The 16,109-nt window shown below is 68.4% G+C and carries 15 protein-coding genes; 12 read left to right on the top strand and 3 right to left on the bottom strand.

What is annotated here, in order from left to right:
• Nucleotides 1-8: 8 nt before the first annotated feature.
• A complete protein-coding gene (locus tag BZF57_RS21585) occupies nucleotides 9-851 on the bottom strand; it encodes a hypothetical protein (RefSeq protein ID WP_240505844.1) in 843 nt (280 codons plus the stop codon).
• A 135-nt stretch (nucleotides 852-986) separates the two neighbouring features.
• On the opposite strand from BZF57_RS21585, the gene BZF57_RS03930 reads away from it, so the two are divergent.
• The gene (locus BZF57_RS03930; protein ID WP_086734889.1) at nucleotides 987-1,763 is read left to right on the top strand and encodes an outer membrane protein assembly factor BamD; all 777 of its coding nucleotides are present in this window, start codon (nucleotides 987-989) and stop codon (nucleotides 1,761-1,763) included.
• An 80-nt stretch (nucleotides 1,764-1,843) separates the two neighbouring features.
• Here the strand turns inward: BZF57_RS03930 and BZF57_RS03935 are convergent, their stop codons facing one another.
• A complete protein-coding gene (locus tag BZF57_RS03935; RefSeq protein ID WP_143738336.1) occupies nucleotides 1,844-2,491 on the bottom strand; it encodes a hypothetical protein in 648 nt (215 codons plus the stop codon).
• A gap of 211 nt (nucleotides 2,492-2,702) precedes the next feature.
• On the opposite strand from BZF57_RS03935, the gene BZF57_RS03940 reads away from it, so the two are divergent.
• Nucleotides 2,703-3,941 carry a carbohydrate porin gene (locus tag BZF57_RS03940; RefSeq protein WP_086734893.1) on the top strand — a complete coding sequence of 413 codons (1,239 nt, stop codon included), beginning with the start codon at nucleotides 2,703-2,705 and terminating at the stop codon, nucleotides 3,939-3,941.
• 29 nt (nucleotides 3,942-3,970) lie between these two features.
• Nucleotides 3,971-5,704 carry a methyl-accepting chemotaxis protein gene (locus tag BZF57_RS03945; protein ID WP_086734895.1) on the top strand — a complete coding sequence of 578 codons (1,734 nt, stop codon included), beginning with the start codon at nucleotides 3,971-3,973 and terminating at the stop codon, nucleotides 5,702-5,704.
• 6 nt (nucleotides 5,705-5,710) lie between these two features.
• On the opposite strand, the gene BZF57_RS03950 is transcribed toward BZF57_RS03945, so the two are convergent.
• Nucleotides 5,711-6,343, bottom strand: a complete 633-nt coding sequence (locus tag BZF57_RS03950; protein ID WP_086734897.1) for a class I SAM-dependent methyltransferase — start codon at nucleotides 6,341-6,343, stop codon at nucleotides 5,711-5,713.
• Nucleotides 6,344-6,658: 315 nt separating this feature from the next.
• Between BZF57_RS03950 and recN the strand changes: the two genes are divergently transcribed.
• The 9 genes from recN (at nucleotide 6,659) to BZF57_RS03995 (ending at nucleotide 16,043) form a co-directional block, all read left to right on the top strand.
• On the top strand, nucleotides 6,659-8,326 hold the full coding sequence (recN, locus tag BZF57_RS03955) for a DNA repair protein RecN (protein WP_086734899.1): 1,668 nt from the start codon (nucleotides 6,659-6,661) through the stop codon (nucleotides 8,324-8,326).
• Nucleotides 8,326-8,673 carry an ADP-ribosylation/crystallin J1 gene (locus BZF57_RS03960; RefSeq protein WP_086734901.1) on the top strand — a complete coding sequence of 116 codons (348 nt, stop codon included), beginning with the start codon at nucleotides 8,326-8,328 and terminating at the stop codon, nucleotides 8,671-8,673. Before recN ends, BZF57_RS03960 begins: the two co-directional genes overlap by 1 nt.
• The gene (locus tag BZF57_RS03965) at nucleotides 8,670-9,194 is read left to right on the top strand and encodes a hypothetical protein (RefSeq protein ID WP_086734903.1); all 525 of its coding nucleotides are present in this window, start codon (nucleotides 8,670-8,672) and stop codon (nucleotides 9,192-9,194) included. Before BZF57_RS03960 ends, BZF57_RS03965 begins: the two co-directional genes overlap by 4 nt.
• A gap of 133 nt (nucleotides 9,195-9,327) precedes the next feature.
• On the top strand, nucleotides 9,328-10,233 hold the full coding sequence (locus tag BZF57_RS03970) for an alpha/beta hydrolase family protein (protein WP_086734904.1): 906 nt from the start codon (nucleotides 9,328-9,330) through the stop codon (nucleotides 10,231-10,233).
• 58 nt (nucleotides 10,234-10,291) lie between these two features.
• On the top strand, nucleotides 10,292-11,200 hold the full coding sequence (locus BZF57_RS03975) for an alpha/beta hydrolase (RefSeq protein ID WP_086734906.1): 909 nt from the start codon (nucleotides 10,292-10,294) through the stop codon (nucleotides 11,198-11,200).
• Nucleotides 11,201-11,213: 13 nt separating this feature from the next.
• Nucleotides 11,214-13,298, top strand: coding sequence for an NAD-dependent DNA ligase LigA (gene ligA / locus BZF57_RS03980; RefSeq protein ID WP_086734908.1), 2,085 nt, complete (start codon nucleotides 11,214-11,216; stop codon nucleotides 13,296-13,298).
• Entirely contained in the window at nucleotides 13,298-14,299 is a 1,002-nt protein-coding gene (locus BZF57_RS03985) for a hypothetical protein (RefSeq protein ID WP_086734911.1), read from the top strand. Before ligA ends, BZF57_RS03985 begins: the two co-directional genes overlap by 1 nt.
• The gene (locus tag BZF57_RS03990; protein ID WP_086734913.1) at nucleotides 14,296-14,793 is read left to right on the top strand and encodes a CinA family protein; all 498 of its coding nucleotides are present in this window, start codon (nucleotides 14,296-14,298) and stop codon (nucleotides 14,791-14,793) included. Before BZF57_RS03985 ends, BZF57_RS03990 begins: the two co-directional genes overlap by 4 nt.
• A 74-nt stretch (nucleotides 14,794-14,867) precedes the next feature.
• Complete coding sequence (locus tag BZF57_RS03995) at nucleotides 14,868-16,043, top strand: sterol desaturase family protein (protein WP_086734915.1); 1,176 nt, start codon at nucleotides 14,868-14,870, stop codon at nucleotides 16,041-16,043.
• Nucleotides 16,044-16,109 lie beyond the last annotated feature (66 nt).

A 16,109-nucleotide genomic window follows, 5' to 3' on the forward strand; every position in this document is an offset into this window, starting at 1 on the left:
CCTCGCCCCTAGGGGCCGAACGAGCCATCCTTCGATGACGCGTCCGTCTTCGACGGTTCCTCCGTGCGCTCCGGGGCAGGCAACACCCGCAGCACCGGCGGATCGAAATGCGTCGAGGGGGTCTCGAGCGTCACTGCGGTGATCCGCACCGTCCGCTCGTCGGCATTCGTGGCGGCGAGGTCGCGGTCGCGCAGTTCGCAGAAGCGGGTGAAGGCGGCGAGGGTTTCCTCGCTGAGCGCGGCGCGGCGGGCGGGGCGTTCGCGCTCGACCTGGCGGCGGATGTCCATGATCTTGCGGTCGATGCTCGCGCGGATGTCGGCGGAGGTGACGTTGCCCTGCTCGGCCTCCCATTCCGCGCGCCACTGCTTCTTGAGCCGCGCAAGCTCCTGCTTGCCCACCGCGTTCATCGCCTTGGCGCCGCCGCCGGCGGCGAAGCGCTCGGGCGCGCGGTTGCGCAGGAGGAACATCAGCAGGCCGTCGTTGCGCTTGATGCGGGTGCCGACGAGCTTGCCGTAGGAGTAGACCGGCTCCTCGACGCCGTTGAGGGCGCGGTCCATGGCGACGTCCTCGATCCGCTGGATGCCGAGCTGGAGGGCGGCGTCCCAGGCGGCGCGGAACTCCTCGGCGCCGGGCTGGCGGCGCAGCTGGTAGGCGCCGACGCTGCTCATGTCGACCGCGCGGGCGGCGGCCTCGACCGAGCCGAGATCGGCGAGCGCCTCGATGAAGGCGCGCTGGCGGTCGGGGGTCCAGCCGTCGTGGCGGTTGCAGCGACGCGGGACGGGGGCGAAGGCGGGGAGCTCGCCGGCGGGAACGGGGAGGCGGGTGGTGCGCGGATCTTTCTTGCGGGTCATGGGGAGGGGGACCTTTCCTTGGGGGGCCAGGAGAGGATCACAAAAACGCGGGGTAGGAAAATGTGGGGGCGCTGCGGGGGAGGGGGCGCGGCCTTCACTTCCCATTCACTCAGCCCCTCGTTATACGCTGCCTCCATGCAATCGAAGCTCACCACCCGCGTCGCCTATGCCGCGCTCGCCGCCTTTACCCTCGGCTCCCTGTCGGCCTGCGCCGGGAGCGGGGAGGGCAAGGACGTCGCCTATGTCGCGCGCGATGTCGAATCGCTCTATGCCGAGGCGCAGCGGCGACTTGACCGGGGCAACACCCTGCAGGCCGCAGCGCTGTTCGACGAGGTGGAGCGCCAGCACCCCTATTCGCCCTGGGCCCGCCGCGCGCAGCTGATGAGCGCCTTCAGCTATTACATCGCGCGCGATTACAACAAGGCGATCCAGAACGCGCAGCGCTTCCTGTCGATCCACCCGGGCAACAAGGATGCGCCTTACGCCTACTACCTGATCGCGCTCTCCTATTACGAGCAGATCAGCGACGTGAACCGCGACCAGAAGATCACCGAGCAGGCCCAGACCGCACTGCGCGAGGTCAACCGCCGCTTCCCGCAGAGCGAATACGCCGCCGACGCGCGGCTGAAGCTCGATCTTGTCGCAGATCACCTTGCGGGCAAGGAGATGGAGATCGGCCGCCATTACGAGCGCATGGGCCTGTGGCTCGCCGCCGACATGCGCTTCCGCAACGTGGTCGAGAAGTTCGACACCACCAGCCACACCGCCGAGGCGCTGTTCCGCCTGACCGAGACCAGCCTCGCGCTCGGCGTGCCGCAGGAAGCGACCAAGTATGCCGCGGTGCTGGGCGCCAACTACCCGGGCAGCGAGTGGTACGAGCGCGCCTACAAGCTGGTGAAGAAAGAAAGTTGATTGGGCCGGGCGCTTGCGGCTGCCTTGCAGCCGATGCAGCGCCTTTCACCACGGCTTGAGGGAGATCCCTCCGCCCCCTGTCACCCCGCCATGATGATATCGTCGCGGTGATCGAGGCATTGCGCGGGCTTGTCGGCCTGCATTGCTTCGACCTTCGCAAAGACCTCGGAGAGATGCGCGGCCGTTTCGGCCAGCACGGCGCGGGGCAGCGCCACATTGTGGAGCACCGCGCCGGCCTTGTCCTGCACGATCAGCGTCACATCCTCCGCGCCCGCCAGCAGCGGAGCGAACTGCGCGCCGGTCAGCGTGACCGCGCCGCGCCCGCTGCTTTTCTCCCCGTAGAACAGCGGCCCCACCGACGCGCCATTGCCATGTAGCGTGAGCCATGCGCCTTCCGGCGGGACCGGGCGGAAGGGCGCGATGATGACGCTCGTCTCCACCTCCGGTGCGAAAAAGCCGCCCGCGCGGAACGCGGCGAGCTCTTCCGCCGTGCTGCCCGAGACGAAGCCCATCACGTGCACCCGTTCCTTACCGAACCAGGTCCAGTGACCCCACAGAGGAAATACGTCATCGTCGATCAGCCACGCGCTGTCGCCCGCGCTCTCTTCCAGCTGGCAATACCAGTCGGGCGCGCCCGCGCGGTCGGCGTGACCGACGGTCGCGCACCCCGCCAGCGCCAAAGCGCATCCCGCAAGGCCCGCAAGGCGAAGAGAGACAGCACGGTTCATCCCCCGATCCTGCACCCCGCACACCCCGGCGGCAAGCCGATTGGCTGCAACCGATTGCACCCCGCCGCCCCATCCATCTGAAATATCTTTAAGATACGCAGCCACACCGAGGCCTGCGGCGAGACCATCTTCAAATCCCCGTGAGAAACCGGCGCCATCGAAAGGTGTCGCAAGGGTGCGATGCCTGTGCGCTCGACCGTCGGGGTGTCCCATGGCTTTGCGTGTCGGAGATACACAGGTTCTTGCCGCAGGGCTCGCCGCTGCCGTGCTCGGTGCGCAGTCCGTGCGGGCCGAGGACACCGCGCCGCCCGCCGTCGAGCCCGAGCCGCCCGCCCGCGCGGTCACCGTCTCGGGCGAGTACATCGTCGATGCGGTCGGCGTGGCGCGCGGGGCTGATACGGGGCTGCGCTATGTCGATCTCGCCACGCTCACCGCCGAGGTCGATCTCGAGGCCGCCGCCGGATGGCGTGGTGCGCAGTTCGTGGCGGAGGCGATCGCCGGAACCGGACAGCGTCCCAATGATCTGGCCGGCACGATGCAGGGCATCAACAACAGCGAAGTGCCCGATAACCGGGTCAAGCTCTACCAGTTCTACCTAGCGCAATCGCTCGCCGGGGGCGCGGTCATGTTGCGCGCGGGTTTCATCGATCTCAACGCGGATTTCTACAGCAACGAGGCCGCCGGGCTGCTAATCGCCCCCGCCTTCGGGATCGGTTCCGAGCTGGCGGCGACCGGGCCCAACGGGCCCGCGATCTTCCCCTCCACCGCACTCACCGCCGAGGTCCGCATCGCGCCGTCGCCCGATACCTACGCCGCCTTCGCGGTGGTCAATGCCGAGGCCGGGGTGCTGGGCGATGCCGGCGGCATGGCGCCGCTCCTGAAGGAAGGGGCGCTGCTGATCGGCGAGGGCGGCTGGACGGGCGGCGCGGGCAAGGTGGCGCTGGGTGCGTGGACCTATACCCGCAGGCAGGACGATATCCGGCTGACCGATGCGGACGGCGATCCACGCCATGCCCGCGCGCAAGGCGGTTACGTGCTGCTCGAATGGCCCGTCGGAGGCCCGGTCGACGGCGAGCCGGATGCTCCGCACCGCGCCAGCCTGTTCCTGCGCGCCGGGATTTCCGACGGCGATACCACCCCCTATCGCGGCGGGTGGCAGGCCGGGATCCTCGTCAACCGGCCGCTCCCCGCGCGGCCTGCCAGCCAGTTTTCCCTCGGCCTCAACCAGGCTTTCCTGTCGGACAAGTACCGCCTCAACGAAAGCGAGGCGGGCAACCCCCAGCGGGCCGCCGAAACCGGGGTCGAGATCACCCTTGCCGATGCCCTTGCCGACTGGCTGACCGTGCAGGCCGATGCCCAGTATGTCCGCAACCCGGGCCGCGCGCCGGGGGTGCGCGATGCGGTCATTGTCGGCCTGCGCTTCACTTTCGCTTTCTCGCAGACCTTGTGAGCCGCCGCTCGCCCGAAGGATCGTCTCCCATGACCATCAAGCGCCGCGTGATCCTGATCGGATCGATCTTCATTGCCCTCATCTGCCTCCAGACCGCCTCGGCCGCGTGGAACGATTACCAGCGCGCCCGCACCGATGCAGAAGGCGAGGTGATCGTCAGCATGCTGCGCAACCACATGGTCGGCGACATGATGCATGATGCCGTGCGCGGCGCGGTGTTCGCTGCGCTCTACGGTGCGGCCAGCGGCAATGCGGGCGCCGTGCAGCAGGCGAGCAAGGACCTTGCCGAATACACCGCCAATTTCCGCCAGATCATGGCCGAGAACCGCAGGCTTGCCGTCGATCCGGCGCTGCACGAGCAGCTCGAGGCGACCAATCGCGATGTCGAGGCCTATCTCGCCACGGCGCGCAAGATGGTCGATGCCGCCGGGCGCGATCAGGCTGCGGCCGAGCGACTGTTCCCGCAGTTCAATGCCAGCTTCGACAAGCTCGAGGCCGCGATGGAGAAGATCGGCATCGCCTATGAAGGCCTGCTCGCCGCGCGAAATGCCGCCGCGCGGGCGAGCAGCCTGTGGATGCTGATCGTGATCTCGGTGCTCTCCTTCGCGGTTCTCGCAGGTGCGATCCGCGCGGTGCAGAAGCACGTGGTTCTCCGGCTCTACGGACTGTCGGAGCATTTCAAGACCATGTCGCGCGGGGATTACGGGCAGGCGCTCGCCGGCACGGATGTCGATGACGAGATCGGCGAGATTGCCGCGGCGGCCGAGGTGTTCCGCCAGGGCGCGCTGGCGCGGCAGGATGCCGAGCGCATGCAGCAGACGGTGGTGGCCGCGCTCGCCGATGGCCTCAAGGGCCTGGCCGCGCGCGATCTCACTTGCCGGATCGAGACCCGCTGGACGCCCGAATACGAGACCCTGCGCGAGAATTTCAACCGCACCGCGCAGGAACTCGGCGCGGTCATGCTCCAGGTCGCAACCGCCGCCGAGAGCGTCTCGACCGGGGCCGAGGAGATCCACAGCGCCTCGAGCGATCTGGCGCGGCGCAACGAATTGCAGGCGGCACGGGTCGACCAGACCAGCAGCACGATCGGCGAGGTGGCGGCCAATGTGCAGAGCACCGCGGCCAATGCCAAGGCGGTGCAGCGCGCGATCGCCGATGCGCGGGCCGAGATCACCGAGGGTGACGAGGTGGTGCGGCAGGCGGTCGAGACGATGGCCTCGGTCGAACAGGCCTCGCAGGAGGTCGGCCAGATCATCACCCTGATCGAGGGGATCGCCTTCCAGACCAATCTGCTCGCGCTCAATGCCGGCGTCGAGGCGGCGCGGGCCGGGGAGGCGGGCAAGGGTTTTGCGGTGGTCGCAAGCGAGGTGCGCGCGCTCGCCCAGCGCAGCGCCGAGGCGGCGAGCGAGATCACCGCGCTGATCCGCACCAGCGCCGAGCATGTCAGCCAGGGGGTGACGCTGGTGGGCAAGACCGGACAGTCCTTCGCCGCGATCACCAGCAGCTTCGGCAATATCGACGCCTTCGTCCACACCATCGCCGAAGCCTCGCAGGTGCAGGCGGAGAATCTTCAGGAGGTGAGCGGCGCGGCGAGCGATATCGGCCGCACGACGCAGGCCAATGCGGCGATGGTGGAACAGGCGACCGCAGCGGCCAGCAGCCTCGCGCGGCAATCGGGCGAGCTGCGGCGGATGGTCGCGGCCTTCCGGCTCGATGATGGGGCCGCGCCCGGTCTGCCTATGCTAGGCCGGCGCGCCGCGTAAGCGGCGCTATTCCTCGGTCTTCCACGCCCAGGCGAGGCAGCAAGGGAGGATGTTGCGCCATTCGAAGCCGGTGTCGACGCGGCCGAAATAGCGCGCGCTCAAGTTTCCGGCGACCTTGCTGAACTGGTAGGTCAGGAACGCGCCGCCCGGGCGGATCGCGCGGTGGGTGGCCGCCGCAATGCGCGGGCCGACGCCGTCGGGCAGGGTCGAGAACGGCAGGCCCGAGAGCACGTAATCGGCGTGCTCGAACCCGTGGGCGCGGATGATCTCCTCCACGTCCTCGGCCGAACCGTGCACCGCAATGAAGCGGCTGTCGCCGATGGTGCGCTTCAGGTAGTCGATGAACAGCGGGTTGGTGTCGATCACCAGCAGCGTCCCGTCACGCGGCAGGCGGTCGAGCACGGGGCGGCAGAAGGTGCCGACGCCCGGGCCGTATTCGACGAACAGCTTGCACGAGGCCCAGTCCACCGGCTCCAGCATCTTGCGGATGGTGTAGCGCGAGGAGGGGATGATCGAGCCGACCATCACGGGGTGTTCGAGGAACCCCTGGAAGAACACGCCCCACGGCCCGAAGAAGCTGCGCACCTCGCGCTTCCAGCGGGTGAGCCTGCGTTCGCGCGCAATTTCATTGAAAGCCATCGGGGGCCGGCATCCTCTGTCGAGCCCCCGGGGGCGGGGACGATCTTTCCCCGCGTTCGCAAATCCGCGCGCGATTTGCAAGCAAGCGTCTGACGGCTCGTCGATAAGCTGCCTTTGCGCGTCGCCGGACGCCGTTGCCGCGGCGTCCTCGCCTCCTGCGGGTCGTGACGGCTGGTGCGCCAAGGCATGAAAGCCGCGGACGGCGTGCTTAGGGATAACTACCCAGACTGCGACCGGCCGCGCGCAAAGCCCGGTGGATTTGCGCAGCCTTGTGCGTGACCTTCCAGCGGCGCTGCGCTATCGCTTGACCCATCCATGCTGACCCGCCTCTCGATCCGCAACATCGTCCTCATCGAAGCGCTCGATCTCGATTTCGCGCGCGGGCTGGGCGTGCTGACGGGGGAGACGGGGGCGGGCAAGTCGATCCTGCTCGACGCATTGGGCCTTGTGCTGGGCGACCGCGCGGAGACTTCGCTGGTGCGCGCCGGGGAGGACAAGGCGTCGGTCACCGCCAGCTTCGAATTCGCCGCGCTCCCGCCGCCGGTCGCCGCCGCGCTGGATGATGCCGAGATCGCGATCGAGCCGGGCGAGCCGCTGATGATCCGCCGTCAGGTCAAGGCCGACGGCGGCTCCAAGGCCTTCATCAACGATCAGCCCGCGAGCGTCGCCCTGCTGCGCGAATTGGCGCCCGCGCTGGTGGAACTCCACGGCCAGCATGACGACCGCGGCTTGGTGAACCCGCGCGGGCACCGGCTGCTGCTCGACCGCTATGCCGGGACGGATGTGGCCGGGCTCGAACGGGCCTATGGCGAATGGGCGCGGGCCGAGGCGCAGCTGGCCGAGGCTCGGGGTAGCGTCGAACAGGCCAAGGCCGACCAGGACCTGCTGATCGCGCATCTCGCCGAACTGACCGCCCTCGATCCGGTCGCGGGCGAGGAGGAACGCCTCGCACTGACCCGCGCCGACATGCAGAAGGGCGAGAAGCTCTCGGGCGATCTCGAGGCGCTGCGGCATCTGTGGGAAGGCTCGGATTCGCCGCTCGCGAGCCTGCGGGTCGCCGCGCGCAAGCTCGACCGCATTGCCGAACAGCACCCGCTGCTGGCCGAAGCCCTCGCCGCATTGGACCGCGCGGTGATCGAGGCGAGCGAGGCGGAGGACAAGCTGCGGCTTGCCGCCGAGGCGCTGGTCCACGATCCACACGAACTCGAACGCGCCGAGACCCGCCTGTTCGAGCTGCGCGCCGCGGCCCGCAAGCACCGCTGCGAGGTCGACGACCTGCCCGAGCTGATGCGCACCATGCGCGCGCGCCTCGACGCGATCGAGGGCGGGGAGGCGCAACTGGATGCGCTGGAAGCCGCCGCCAAGGAAGCGCGGCTCGTCTATGTCGAAGCCGCCGGCAAGGCCCACGCCGCGCGCGTCGCTGGGGCCGAGCGGCTCGACGCGGCGGTGGCGGCCGAGCTGGCGCCGCTCAAGCTCGACGCCGCCAAGTTCCGCACCAGCGTCACGCCGCTGCCCGAAGAGCGCTGGGGCGCGCACGGGATGGACGCGGTGGAGTTCCTGATCTCGACCAACCCCGGCGCGGACTTCGCGCCCCTGAACAAGATCGCGTCCGGCGGGGAGCTGTCGCGCTTCATCCTCGCGCTCAAGGTCGCGCTGGCGGAGAAGGGCGGGGCGGCGACGATCATCTTCGACGAGATCGACCGCGGCGTCGGCGGGGCGGTGGCGAGCGCCATCGGCGAACGCCTCGCAAGGCTGGCGGCGAACGAGGGGCAGTTGCTGGCGGTCACGCACTCGCCGCAAGTCGCCGCGCGCGGCCAGCAGCACTACTTCATCGCCAAGGCCTCGACCGGCACCGTGACGCGGACGAGCGTCGTGCTGCTCGACCACGCTGGGCGGCAGGAGGAGATTGCGCGGATGCTGTCCGGCGCCGAGGTGACGCCGGAGGCGAGGGCGCAGGCAGACCGGTTGCTGGAGGGGGTGTGATGGACACCATCACGCTCTGGCGGCCGGTCGGCCCCAAGGAATTGCGGCTGATCGCGGACAGCGGCTGGCGCGAATTCCCGCCGCGCCTGCCCGAACAGCCGATCTTCTATCCCGTCACCACCCGCGAATACGCGATCAAGATCGCGCGCGACTGGAATGTCGGGGCGTCTGGCGCGGGCTACGTCACCGAATTCGATGTCGATGCCGCCTTCCTCGCGCACTATACGGTCGAAAATGCCGGTGGGCGCGAACATCAGGAATACTGGATCCCCGCCGAAGAGCTGCCGGCGTTTAACGCGGCAATTGTCGGGGCGATCCGCGTGGTAGACGAGTTTCGCGCGGAGTGAGCGGTCGATCGGGGCAGTTCGCGATCCTCGCCGCGCTTGTTGCGCTGGTCGCTGGCGGGGTGTCGCTATCCGAGGAGGTCGACCGGAAGCCTGTTGTCAGCGAAGCCGTCGCCGCCGCGATCAAAGCCGATTTAGCGTGGTATATCGAAGGCGCGACCGATCAGGCGGCCACCGGAAAAGTTGCGCCCGAAGTGGCCAATCTCTGTCTGGCTTCGGATCAGCCGCTCGATTACGACCTGCTCGCAGATCGACTGGCCGGCGCGTTCCTCCACGTCGTTCCTGTCGCCGATTGCACCAGCAAGACGGTCGAAGGCGATTTCGGCATGTTCTCGGCAATGACCACATGGTTCGACGGGAGCGGCAAGGAGGCGGGGCACCTCACTGTTCAAGCGGTCAATTGCTCGACTGCGCGGCGCTGCATTGTCGACACCGCCTCTATCGGTGCCGGCATGCGCTATCAGGTAGATCGGGTAGGTGACGTGTGGGCTGTCACCAACTCCGAGATGCGTTGGGTGGTGTGATTTGCAAAGTACCTGGCTGGTGCCAATTTCCCGTCACCCTGAACTTGTTTCAGGGTCCATTCCGCCGCAAACTCCGGCAACTCTGTGATGCGCGATGGATGCTGAAACGAGTTCAGCATGACGAGGTTTTGAGATGATCCGCCTTTTCCCTTTCCTTCTCCTCGCAGCCTGCTCCCCCGCCACCCCTGCGCCCGCGCCTCAGGAGGCCAAGCCTGCCGTGCAGCCGAATAACGCCACCTATGGCACCGACGCCAACCTCGCCGCGTCCAAGCCCGACGCTATCCTGCGCTATGCCGGCCATCCGCGCGGGTTTGCCGAACTCAGGCTCCCCGAGGGGACAGGCCCGTTCCCGCTCGCTGTGATCTATCATGGCGGGTGCTGGAAGACCGGGATCGCCTCGCAGGCCTACATGGCCCCGCTCGCGACGCGCTGGCAGCAGCTCGGGATCGCGACGCTCAATGTCGATTACCGCGAGGTGGGAGACGGGGGCGGGTGGCCGGGTTCGTTCACCGACTGGGCCGCCTCGACGAAACTGATCGAGGATGTGGCCGAGCGCTACCCTATCGACCGCAACCGCGTCACGCTGGTCGGCCATTCGGCAGGCGCCTTGCCCGCGCAGTGGCTCGCGCGCGCGGATGGTGCCGATGGCCCTGTCGGCGCGCGCGCGGCGCTCAGGGTGCGTTCGGCGATCGTGCTCGACGGGCCGGGCGATGTCGGGGCCGAGCGGCCTGCTTTCGATGCCCTGTGCCAGTTCTCCGCGGTCGATCCCTTCATGGGGGGCGAGCCGCAGCGCTTCCCCGAGCGCTACAAGGCGATCTCGCCCGCGACCATCGCCCCGCAACTGGCCGAGCTGCTGTTCGTGCAGGCGAAGCTCCCCGCGCCCTCCGCCGCGACGCAGGCCGCGCTCGCGACGGGCGCGGGCAGGGTGACGGTGCGCGAGAATGCCGGCGCGAGCCACTTCGCCATCATCACCCCCGGCAACCCGGTCTACGAAGCCAACGAGGCGGCGATGCTGGCGGTTCTCCGGGGCGGCGAATGACCCGTTGCCCGGTGCGCGCAAGACGCTAGGCTGGACGCACATCCCGGGGGAGACAGAGATGAAGCACCTTGCCGCCGCAGCCGCCGCGCTTGCCGCAACCCTAGCTGGCTGCGCGCCGGCGACACCCGCTCCCGATGCGCGTTTTGCCGTGACCGACACCACGGATTACGACCCGCGCACCGTCAATACGCTCCCCGCGCCGCCGCCGACGCTCAAGGTCGCCTACGGCACCGAGTCCGCGCGGCAATATGGCGAGCTGCGCATGCCCCAAGGCAAGGGACCGTTCCCGCTTGCGGTGATCTGGCACGGCGGGTGCTGGGCAGGGATGGGCGGTACGGTCAACGTCGCCCCGCTCGCGGCCTTTCTGGCGGCGAACGGCGTTGCCACCTGGACGCCGTCCTACCGCGAGCTTGGCTCTGACGGGGGCTGGCCCAACACCTTCACCGACTGGGCGCAGGGTCTCGCCTATGTGAAGACCCTTGCGCGCGATCATCCGCTGGACCTCTCGCGCATCACCCTCATGGGCCATTCGGCAGGGGTCACCCCTGCGGTGTGGCTGGCGAGCGGGAACAAGGGCGATGCGGTGGTCGCCGCCGATCTGCCCCGCGCCCGCGCGCTCGTGGCGCTCGACGGTCCGCTGGCGGTCGGGCCGTTTGTCGGCGCCGATGCGGCAATCTGCGGGCAGCCGGTGATCGCGCCGCTGCTGGGCGGCTCACCCACCGAACTGCCGGGGCGCTATGCGATGCTCGATCCGGTCAGCAACGCCCCGCTTGTGAAGCGCCTGCTGGTGGTCGACGGCGCGCTGCCCGATCCCGATCCGGCGGTGCTCGATCGCTTGCGCGCGCAGGGCATCGCGGTGGAGGTGATCCGCGTCGATCAGGCGCAGCATTTCAACCTCCTCGTTCCCGGTACCAAGGATTTTGCCGCGATCGGCCCGGCTCTGCTGGACATTGCCAAGGGGCGGTGAAAAGGCTGCGCGCATGAGCACCGAAGGACTGTCCGAGGCGGATGCCGCCAACGAGCTGATGCGCCTTGCCAAGGCCATCGCCCATCACGACCGGCTGTATCACGCCGAGGACTCGCCCGAGATCACCGACGCCGAGTATGATGCGCTGGTGCGCCGCAATGCCGAGCTCGAGGCGGCCTTCCCGCATCTCGTCCGCGCCGATTCGCCGAGCCGCAAGGTCGGGCACGCCATCGCCGCTTCGCCGCTCGGCAAGGTGACGCACGAGGTGCGGATGATGAGCCTCGACAACGCCTTCTCCCCGGAGGAGGTGGCCGAGTGGCTGGCGCGGATGCGGCGCTTCCTCAACCTGCCCGAAGGCGAGCCGCTGGCGATCACGGCGGAGGACAAGATCGACGGCCTCTCCTGCTCGCTTCGCTACGAGAACGGGGTGCTGGTGCGCGCCGCGACGCGCGGTGACGGGCAGGTGGGCGAGGACGTGACGGCGAATGTCGCACACATCCCTGACATCCCCCAGAGCCTCCCCGCAGGCGTGCCTGCGGTGTTCGAGGTGCGCGGCGAGGTCTATATGGAAAAACAGGCCTTTACCGCACTCAATGCTGCGCAGCATGAAGTGGGCGGAAAGCTGTTTGCCAACCCCCGCAATGCCGCCGCCGGAAGCCTCCGCCAGAAGGACGCGAGCGTTACTGCAAAGCGCCCCTTGCGCTTCTGGGCGCATGGCTGGGGCGCGGCTTCGGCGGTGCCCGGGGCAACCCAGGCCGAGGTTGTCGCAAAGCTGCGCGATTGGGGCTTCCCCGTGTCGCCGCTGTTCGTGCGCCTCGTCGGCGGGGCGGACGAGCTGGTCGCGCATTTCGATGCCATCGGCGCGGCGCGGCCCGGGCTCGCCTATGATATCGACGGCGTGGTCTACAAGCTCGACCGATTGGACTGGCAGGAGCGGCTCGGCTTCGTTGCCAAGGCCCCGCGCTGGGCGCTGGCGCACAAGTTCCCGGCAGAACGCGCCGAGACGATCGTGCAGGGCATCGACATCCAGGTCGGGCGCACCGGCAAGCTCACGCCCGTTGGCCGCCTCGCGCCGGTGCTGGTGGGCGGGGTGACGGTTACCAACGTCACCCTCCACAACCGCGACGAGATCGCGCGGCTGGGCCTTCGCGTCGGCGACCGGGTGGTGATCCAGCGCGCGGGCGACGTGATCCCGCAGGTGGTCGAGAACCTCACCCGTGACGAACCGCGTCTGGAAGCGGTGGAGCCGGACTTCACCAAATGCCCCGAATGCGACAGCGAGGCGGTCGCCGAGGAGGGCGAGGTCGATGTGCGCTGCACCGGCGGCCTCATCTGCCCTGCGCAGCGCACCCAGCGCCTCGAACATTTCGTCAGCCGCAAGGCGCTCGATATCGAGGGGCTGGGCGAGAAGACCATCGCCCAGTTCTTCGCCCTCGGCTGGCTGGAGAGCCCCGCCGACATCTACCGCCTGCGCCGCCGCCGCTCGGAGATTCTGAGCCTCGAAGGCTGGCAGGAGAAGTCGGTCGACAACCTCCTCGCCGCGATCGAGGCCAAGCGCGCGCCGGACGCCGCACGGCTGCTCTTCGCGCTCGGCATCCGCCATGTCGGCGAGGTCACCGCGCGCGATCTGATGAAGCATTTCCACGAACTGCCCGCGCTTCGCACGCTCGCCGAGCGCGCCCACGCAGGCGACATGGAAGCGGCGAGCGAACTCACCGCCATCGACGGCATCGGGCCGAGCGTGGTCGAGGCGCTGGGCGATTTCTTCCACGAGCCGCACAATGTCGCGGTGTGGGAAGACCTCCTCGCCGAAGTCTCCCCGCCGCGCTACGAGGTCAAGACCGTCGCCAGCCGCGTCGCGGGCAAGACCGTCGTCTTCACCGGCAAGCTCGAAACCATGAGCCGCGACGAGGCCAAGGCGCAGGCCGAAAGGCTGGGCGCGAAGGCGGCGGGCAGCGTCAGCGCCAAGACCGACCTGCTGGTCGCCGGGCCGGGTGCAGGATCGAAGCTGAAGAAGGCCGCCGAACTCGGGATCGAGACCACCGATGAAGCAGGCTGGGCGGCTATCGTCGCCGAGGCGCTGGGGGGCGAAGGGTGATGCGGCTGCCGCATCCTGCGCGCCTGCTGCTCGCAGCGCTCGCTGTCAGCCTGTCGGCCCCTTCGATTGGGCAGGAGGCCGAGCCGGCACCGCCATCGCCGCAGGTCGTCAAAAGCAGGGAGGAGGTCACCATCCCCTTTGCGCCCCCGCTCGATACGCCGCAGGCCTATCGCCTGCGGTTCGAGCGTAAATTCGCCAGCAGCACTAACGCGATCGAGTTGGAGCAGCGGCTGACCTTTGCCAAGATCGACGGCGGCTATGCGCTGACAATCGAACAGCTCGCCATAAACAGCGGGGATCGAAGGCTCGATCTGTCGGACAGGCGTGCCCTCGATGCGGTGCCGCCGGGCTTGCGGGTCTATCTTCTCCCAGTGGTGGTCGAACTCGACTCCGCGGGCGAAATGGTGCGACTGCGCGACTGGCCGACCTTGCAGGAAAGCTTGCGCGCCTTCCCGGAAGCGGCTGCGGGATTCTCGGGCAAGCCGGTGAACGAGGGCGCCGTGGCAGCGATGCGGACCGTGCTCGAACCGTTTATCAATAGCACGGCGGAAGAGGCCCCCCGCCTGCTGATCCGCGGCTGGCCGGCCATGCTGGGCTATGGTGGAAGCATATTTACCGCGGGCGAGACGCTCGCGAGCGATGTCGAGGTCCCCACGCCCTTTTCGCCCACCCCGATCCCGGCGGTTTCGCAAGGGTCGGTGAGCCGCACGCCCGATGCGCATATCAGCCTCGTTCAGACAACGGTCTTCGATCCCGAGGTGATCCACAAGCTGACGCTGGGCGTGATCGACCGGATGCGGTCTCGGGGGGCGCTGAAAGGTCCACTCCAACCGGCGGACGCGATCCTCGGGCTCGAACTCACCGACGAAATTGCCATTACGTTCGACCCTGTCACCGGCCTGCCGATCTCCGGTCGGACGACGCGGCTCGCGAACGTCACTACCCCAGACGGACCACAGGGCGGCGGCGAGATCACCACCATCACCCGGATTGCGCCGTGAGCGACCTCCTCGCCGAACTCCACCCCCAGGCCCTGCGCATCGCGGCTCTCCTGCGCGCGCGGGGGGAGAAGGTGGCGGTGGCCGACGGGGCTACCGGTGGCCTGATCGCGGCCAGCCTGCTGACCGTGCCCGGCGCGCTCGATTTCTTTGTGGGCGGGGGCGTGGTCTATTCCTTCCGCGCGCGCGACGTGCTCTTCGCCCTGCCGCGCGAGGCCTACAAGGGGATGCGCGGCGCCACCGAGGACTATGCGCTGCTGCAAGCCCGCGCGATCCGGGAGAATTTCGGGGCCGAGTGGGGGCTGGCCGAGAGCGGCTCGGTCGGCGGCTCCTCCCACCCCTCCGGCGCGCCCGCGGGGCGCAGTGTTGCCGCGCTGGCGGGGCCGGGCGGGGAGCACACGCGGCTTCTCGACACCGCATCGGACGACCGCATCGCCAACATGGCCGCCTTCACCCGCAACGCGCTCGCGCTGCTGGAAGAGACGCTCGGCAGCTGATCGGGCGCAGGTAGCTGTCTGGAAAGAATTTTCCGCTACACCTTCGCAAAACAGGCACGGGGCGTGACGCCACAATGGCGGGATATTTCCAGAAACTGATGCGCGATCTCGAATCGCCGGTCGAGGTGCGGCGCTTCGGCTCGGGGTGGTTCGCGGGCTTCTTTGCGCTGCTCTTCGCGATCAGCGGCTTTGCGATGGTGACCGCGCTCAAGTTCCCTGCGGTCTTCACTACTCCCGAACTCCAGATCATCCGCGACTGGGCGGGCTTCCGCACCGCGATCCACGTGATGCTGCTGTCGAGCTATGCGCTGGCGCTGCTCAGCCTGCTGCTGCGGCCGAGGAAGGTGCTGGGCATGACCGCGCTGATGATCGGTCTGGCCGCCACCCTGCTCGGCGGGGCGACGGTCGAGGGCGAGAGTGCCGGCGGGTGGGGCATGTTCTTCGGGCTCGATTTCTTCGTGGTCAACCTGCTCGCCACCGGCTTCATGTTTGCGCCGCTGGAACGCTTCGTGCCGCATCGCCGGCAGCAGCGCCTGTTCCGCCACGAATGGCGCGAGGATCTGTTCTACTTCCTCGTCAGCACGATGTTCGTGCAGGTGCTCGCCTTCCTGACGCTCGCGCCCTCGCAGATCATCAACGCCAACACGAATAGCTGGGATGCCTTCCGCGCGGGTGTGGCGGGCCTGCCATGGGTGGTGCAGTTCGCCATCGTGCTCGTCGCCTCGGATTTCCTGCAATACTGGTATCACCGCCTGTTCCACCAGATCCCGTTCCTGTGGGGCTTCCACGCGGTGCACCACAGCGCCAAGTCGATGGACTGGCTCGCGGGCTCGCGGATGCACATCGTCGAGGTGGTCGCCTTGCGCGCCGTGACCTCGCTGCCGCTGTTCACGCTGGGCTTCGATGCCGCGGTGATGCAGGCCTATATCGGCTTCATCTATGTCTGGTCCTCGCTGCTCCATGCGAATGTGGGCGGGGACTTCGACCGGCTCGGCCACTGGATCGCCACGCCGCGCTTCCACCACTGGCACCACGGGCTGGAGCGCGAGGCTTTCGACGTCAATTTCGCGATCCACTTCCCCTGGATCGACAAGCTGTTCGGCACCTTCCACCTGCCCGAAGGCCGCTGGCCGAAGGATTACGGCATCCCCGAGGATGTGCCGACCGGCTATGGCGGGCAGTTCCTCTATCCCTGGACCCGCACCGGCAAGAAGCTCGACGAGAGCGGCGGGGCCGAGCCGGCGGAATAATTTTTCGCCCAGAAAGTTTGGGGCGCCTGTCGAATCCGGCTTGGCATCCGCGTCTCCGTATCAGAG

The sequence above is a fragment of the Erythrobacter colymbi genome (assembly GCF_002155685.1).
GTDB lineage: Bacteria > Pseudomonadota > Alphaproteobacteria > Sphingomonadales > Sphingomonadaceae > Erythrobacter > Erythrobacter colymbi.

Coding starts and splice junctions, on each gene's coding strand:
- BZF57_RS03995 (WP_086734915.1), top strand. CDS start 14,868: ATGGCGGGATATTTCCAGAAACTGATGCGCGATCTCGAATCGCCGGTC.
- recN (WP_086734899.1), top strand. CDS start 6,659: ATGCTGACCCGCCTCTCGATCCGCAACATCGTCCTCATCGAAGCGCTC.
- BZF57_RS03935 (WP_143738336.1), bottom strand. CDS start 2,491: ATGAACCGTGCTGTCTCTCTTCGCCTTGCGGGCCTTGCGGGATGCGCT.
- BZF57_RS03975 (WP_086734906.1), top strand. CDS start 10,292: ATGAAGCACCTTGCCGCCGCAGCCGCCGCGCTTGCCGCAACCCTAGCT.
- BZF57_RS03960 (WP_086734901.1), top strand. CDS start 8,326: ATGGACACCATCACGCTCTGGCGGCCGGTCGGCCCCAAGGAATTGCGG.
- BZF57_RS03940 (WP_086734893.1), top strand. CDS start 2,703: ATGGCTTTGCGTGTCGGAGATACACAGGTTCTTGCCGCAGGGCTCGCC.
- ligA (WP_086734908.1), top strand. CDS start 11,214: ATGAGCACCGAAGGACTGTCCGAGGCGGATGCCGCCAACGAGCTGATG.
- BZF57_RS03970 (WP_086734904.1), top strand. CDS start 9,328: ATGATCCGCCTTTTCCCTTTCCTTCTCCTCGCAGCCTGCTCCCCCGCC.
- BZF57_RS03950 (WP_086734897.1), bottom strand. CDS start 6,343: ATGGCTTTCAATGAAATTGCGCGCGAACGCAGGCTCACCCGCTGGAAG.
- BZF57_RS03985 (WP_086734911.1), top strand. CDS start 13,298: ATGCGGCTGCCGCATCCTGCGCGCCTGCTGCTCGCAGCGCTCGCTGTC.
- BZF57_RS03945 (WP_086734895.1), top strand. CDS start 3,971: ATGACCATCAAGCGCCGCGTGATCCTGATCGGATCGATCTTCATTGCC.
- BZF57_RS21585 (WP_240505844.1), bottom strand. CDS start 851: ATGACCCGCAAGAAAGATCCGCGCACCACCCGCCTCCCCGTTCCCGCC.
- BZF57_RS03930 (WP_086734889.1), top strand. CDS start 987: ATGCAATCGAAGCTCACCACCCGCGTCGCCTATGCCGCGCTCGCCGCC.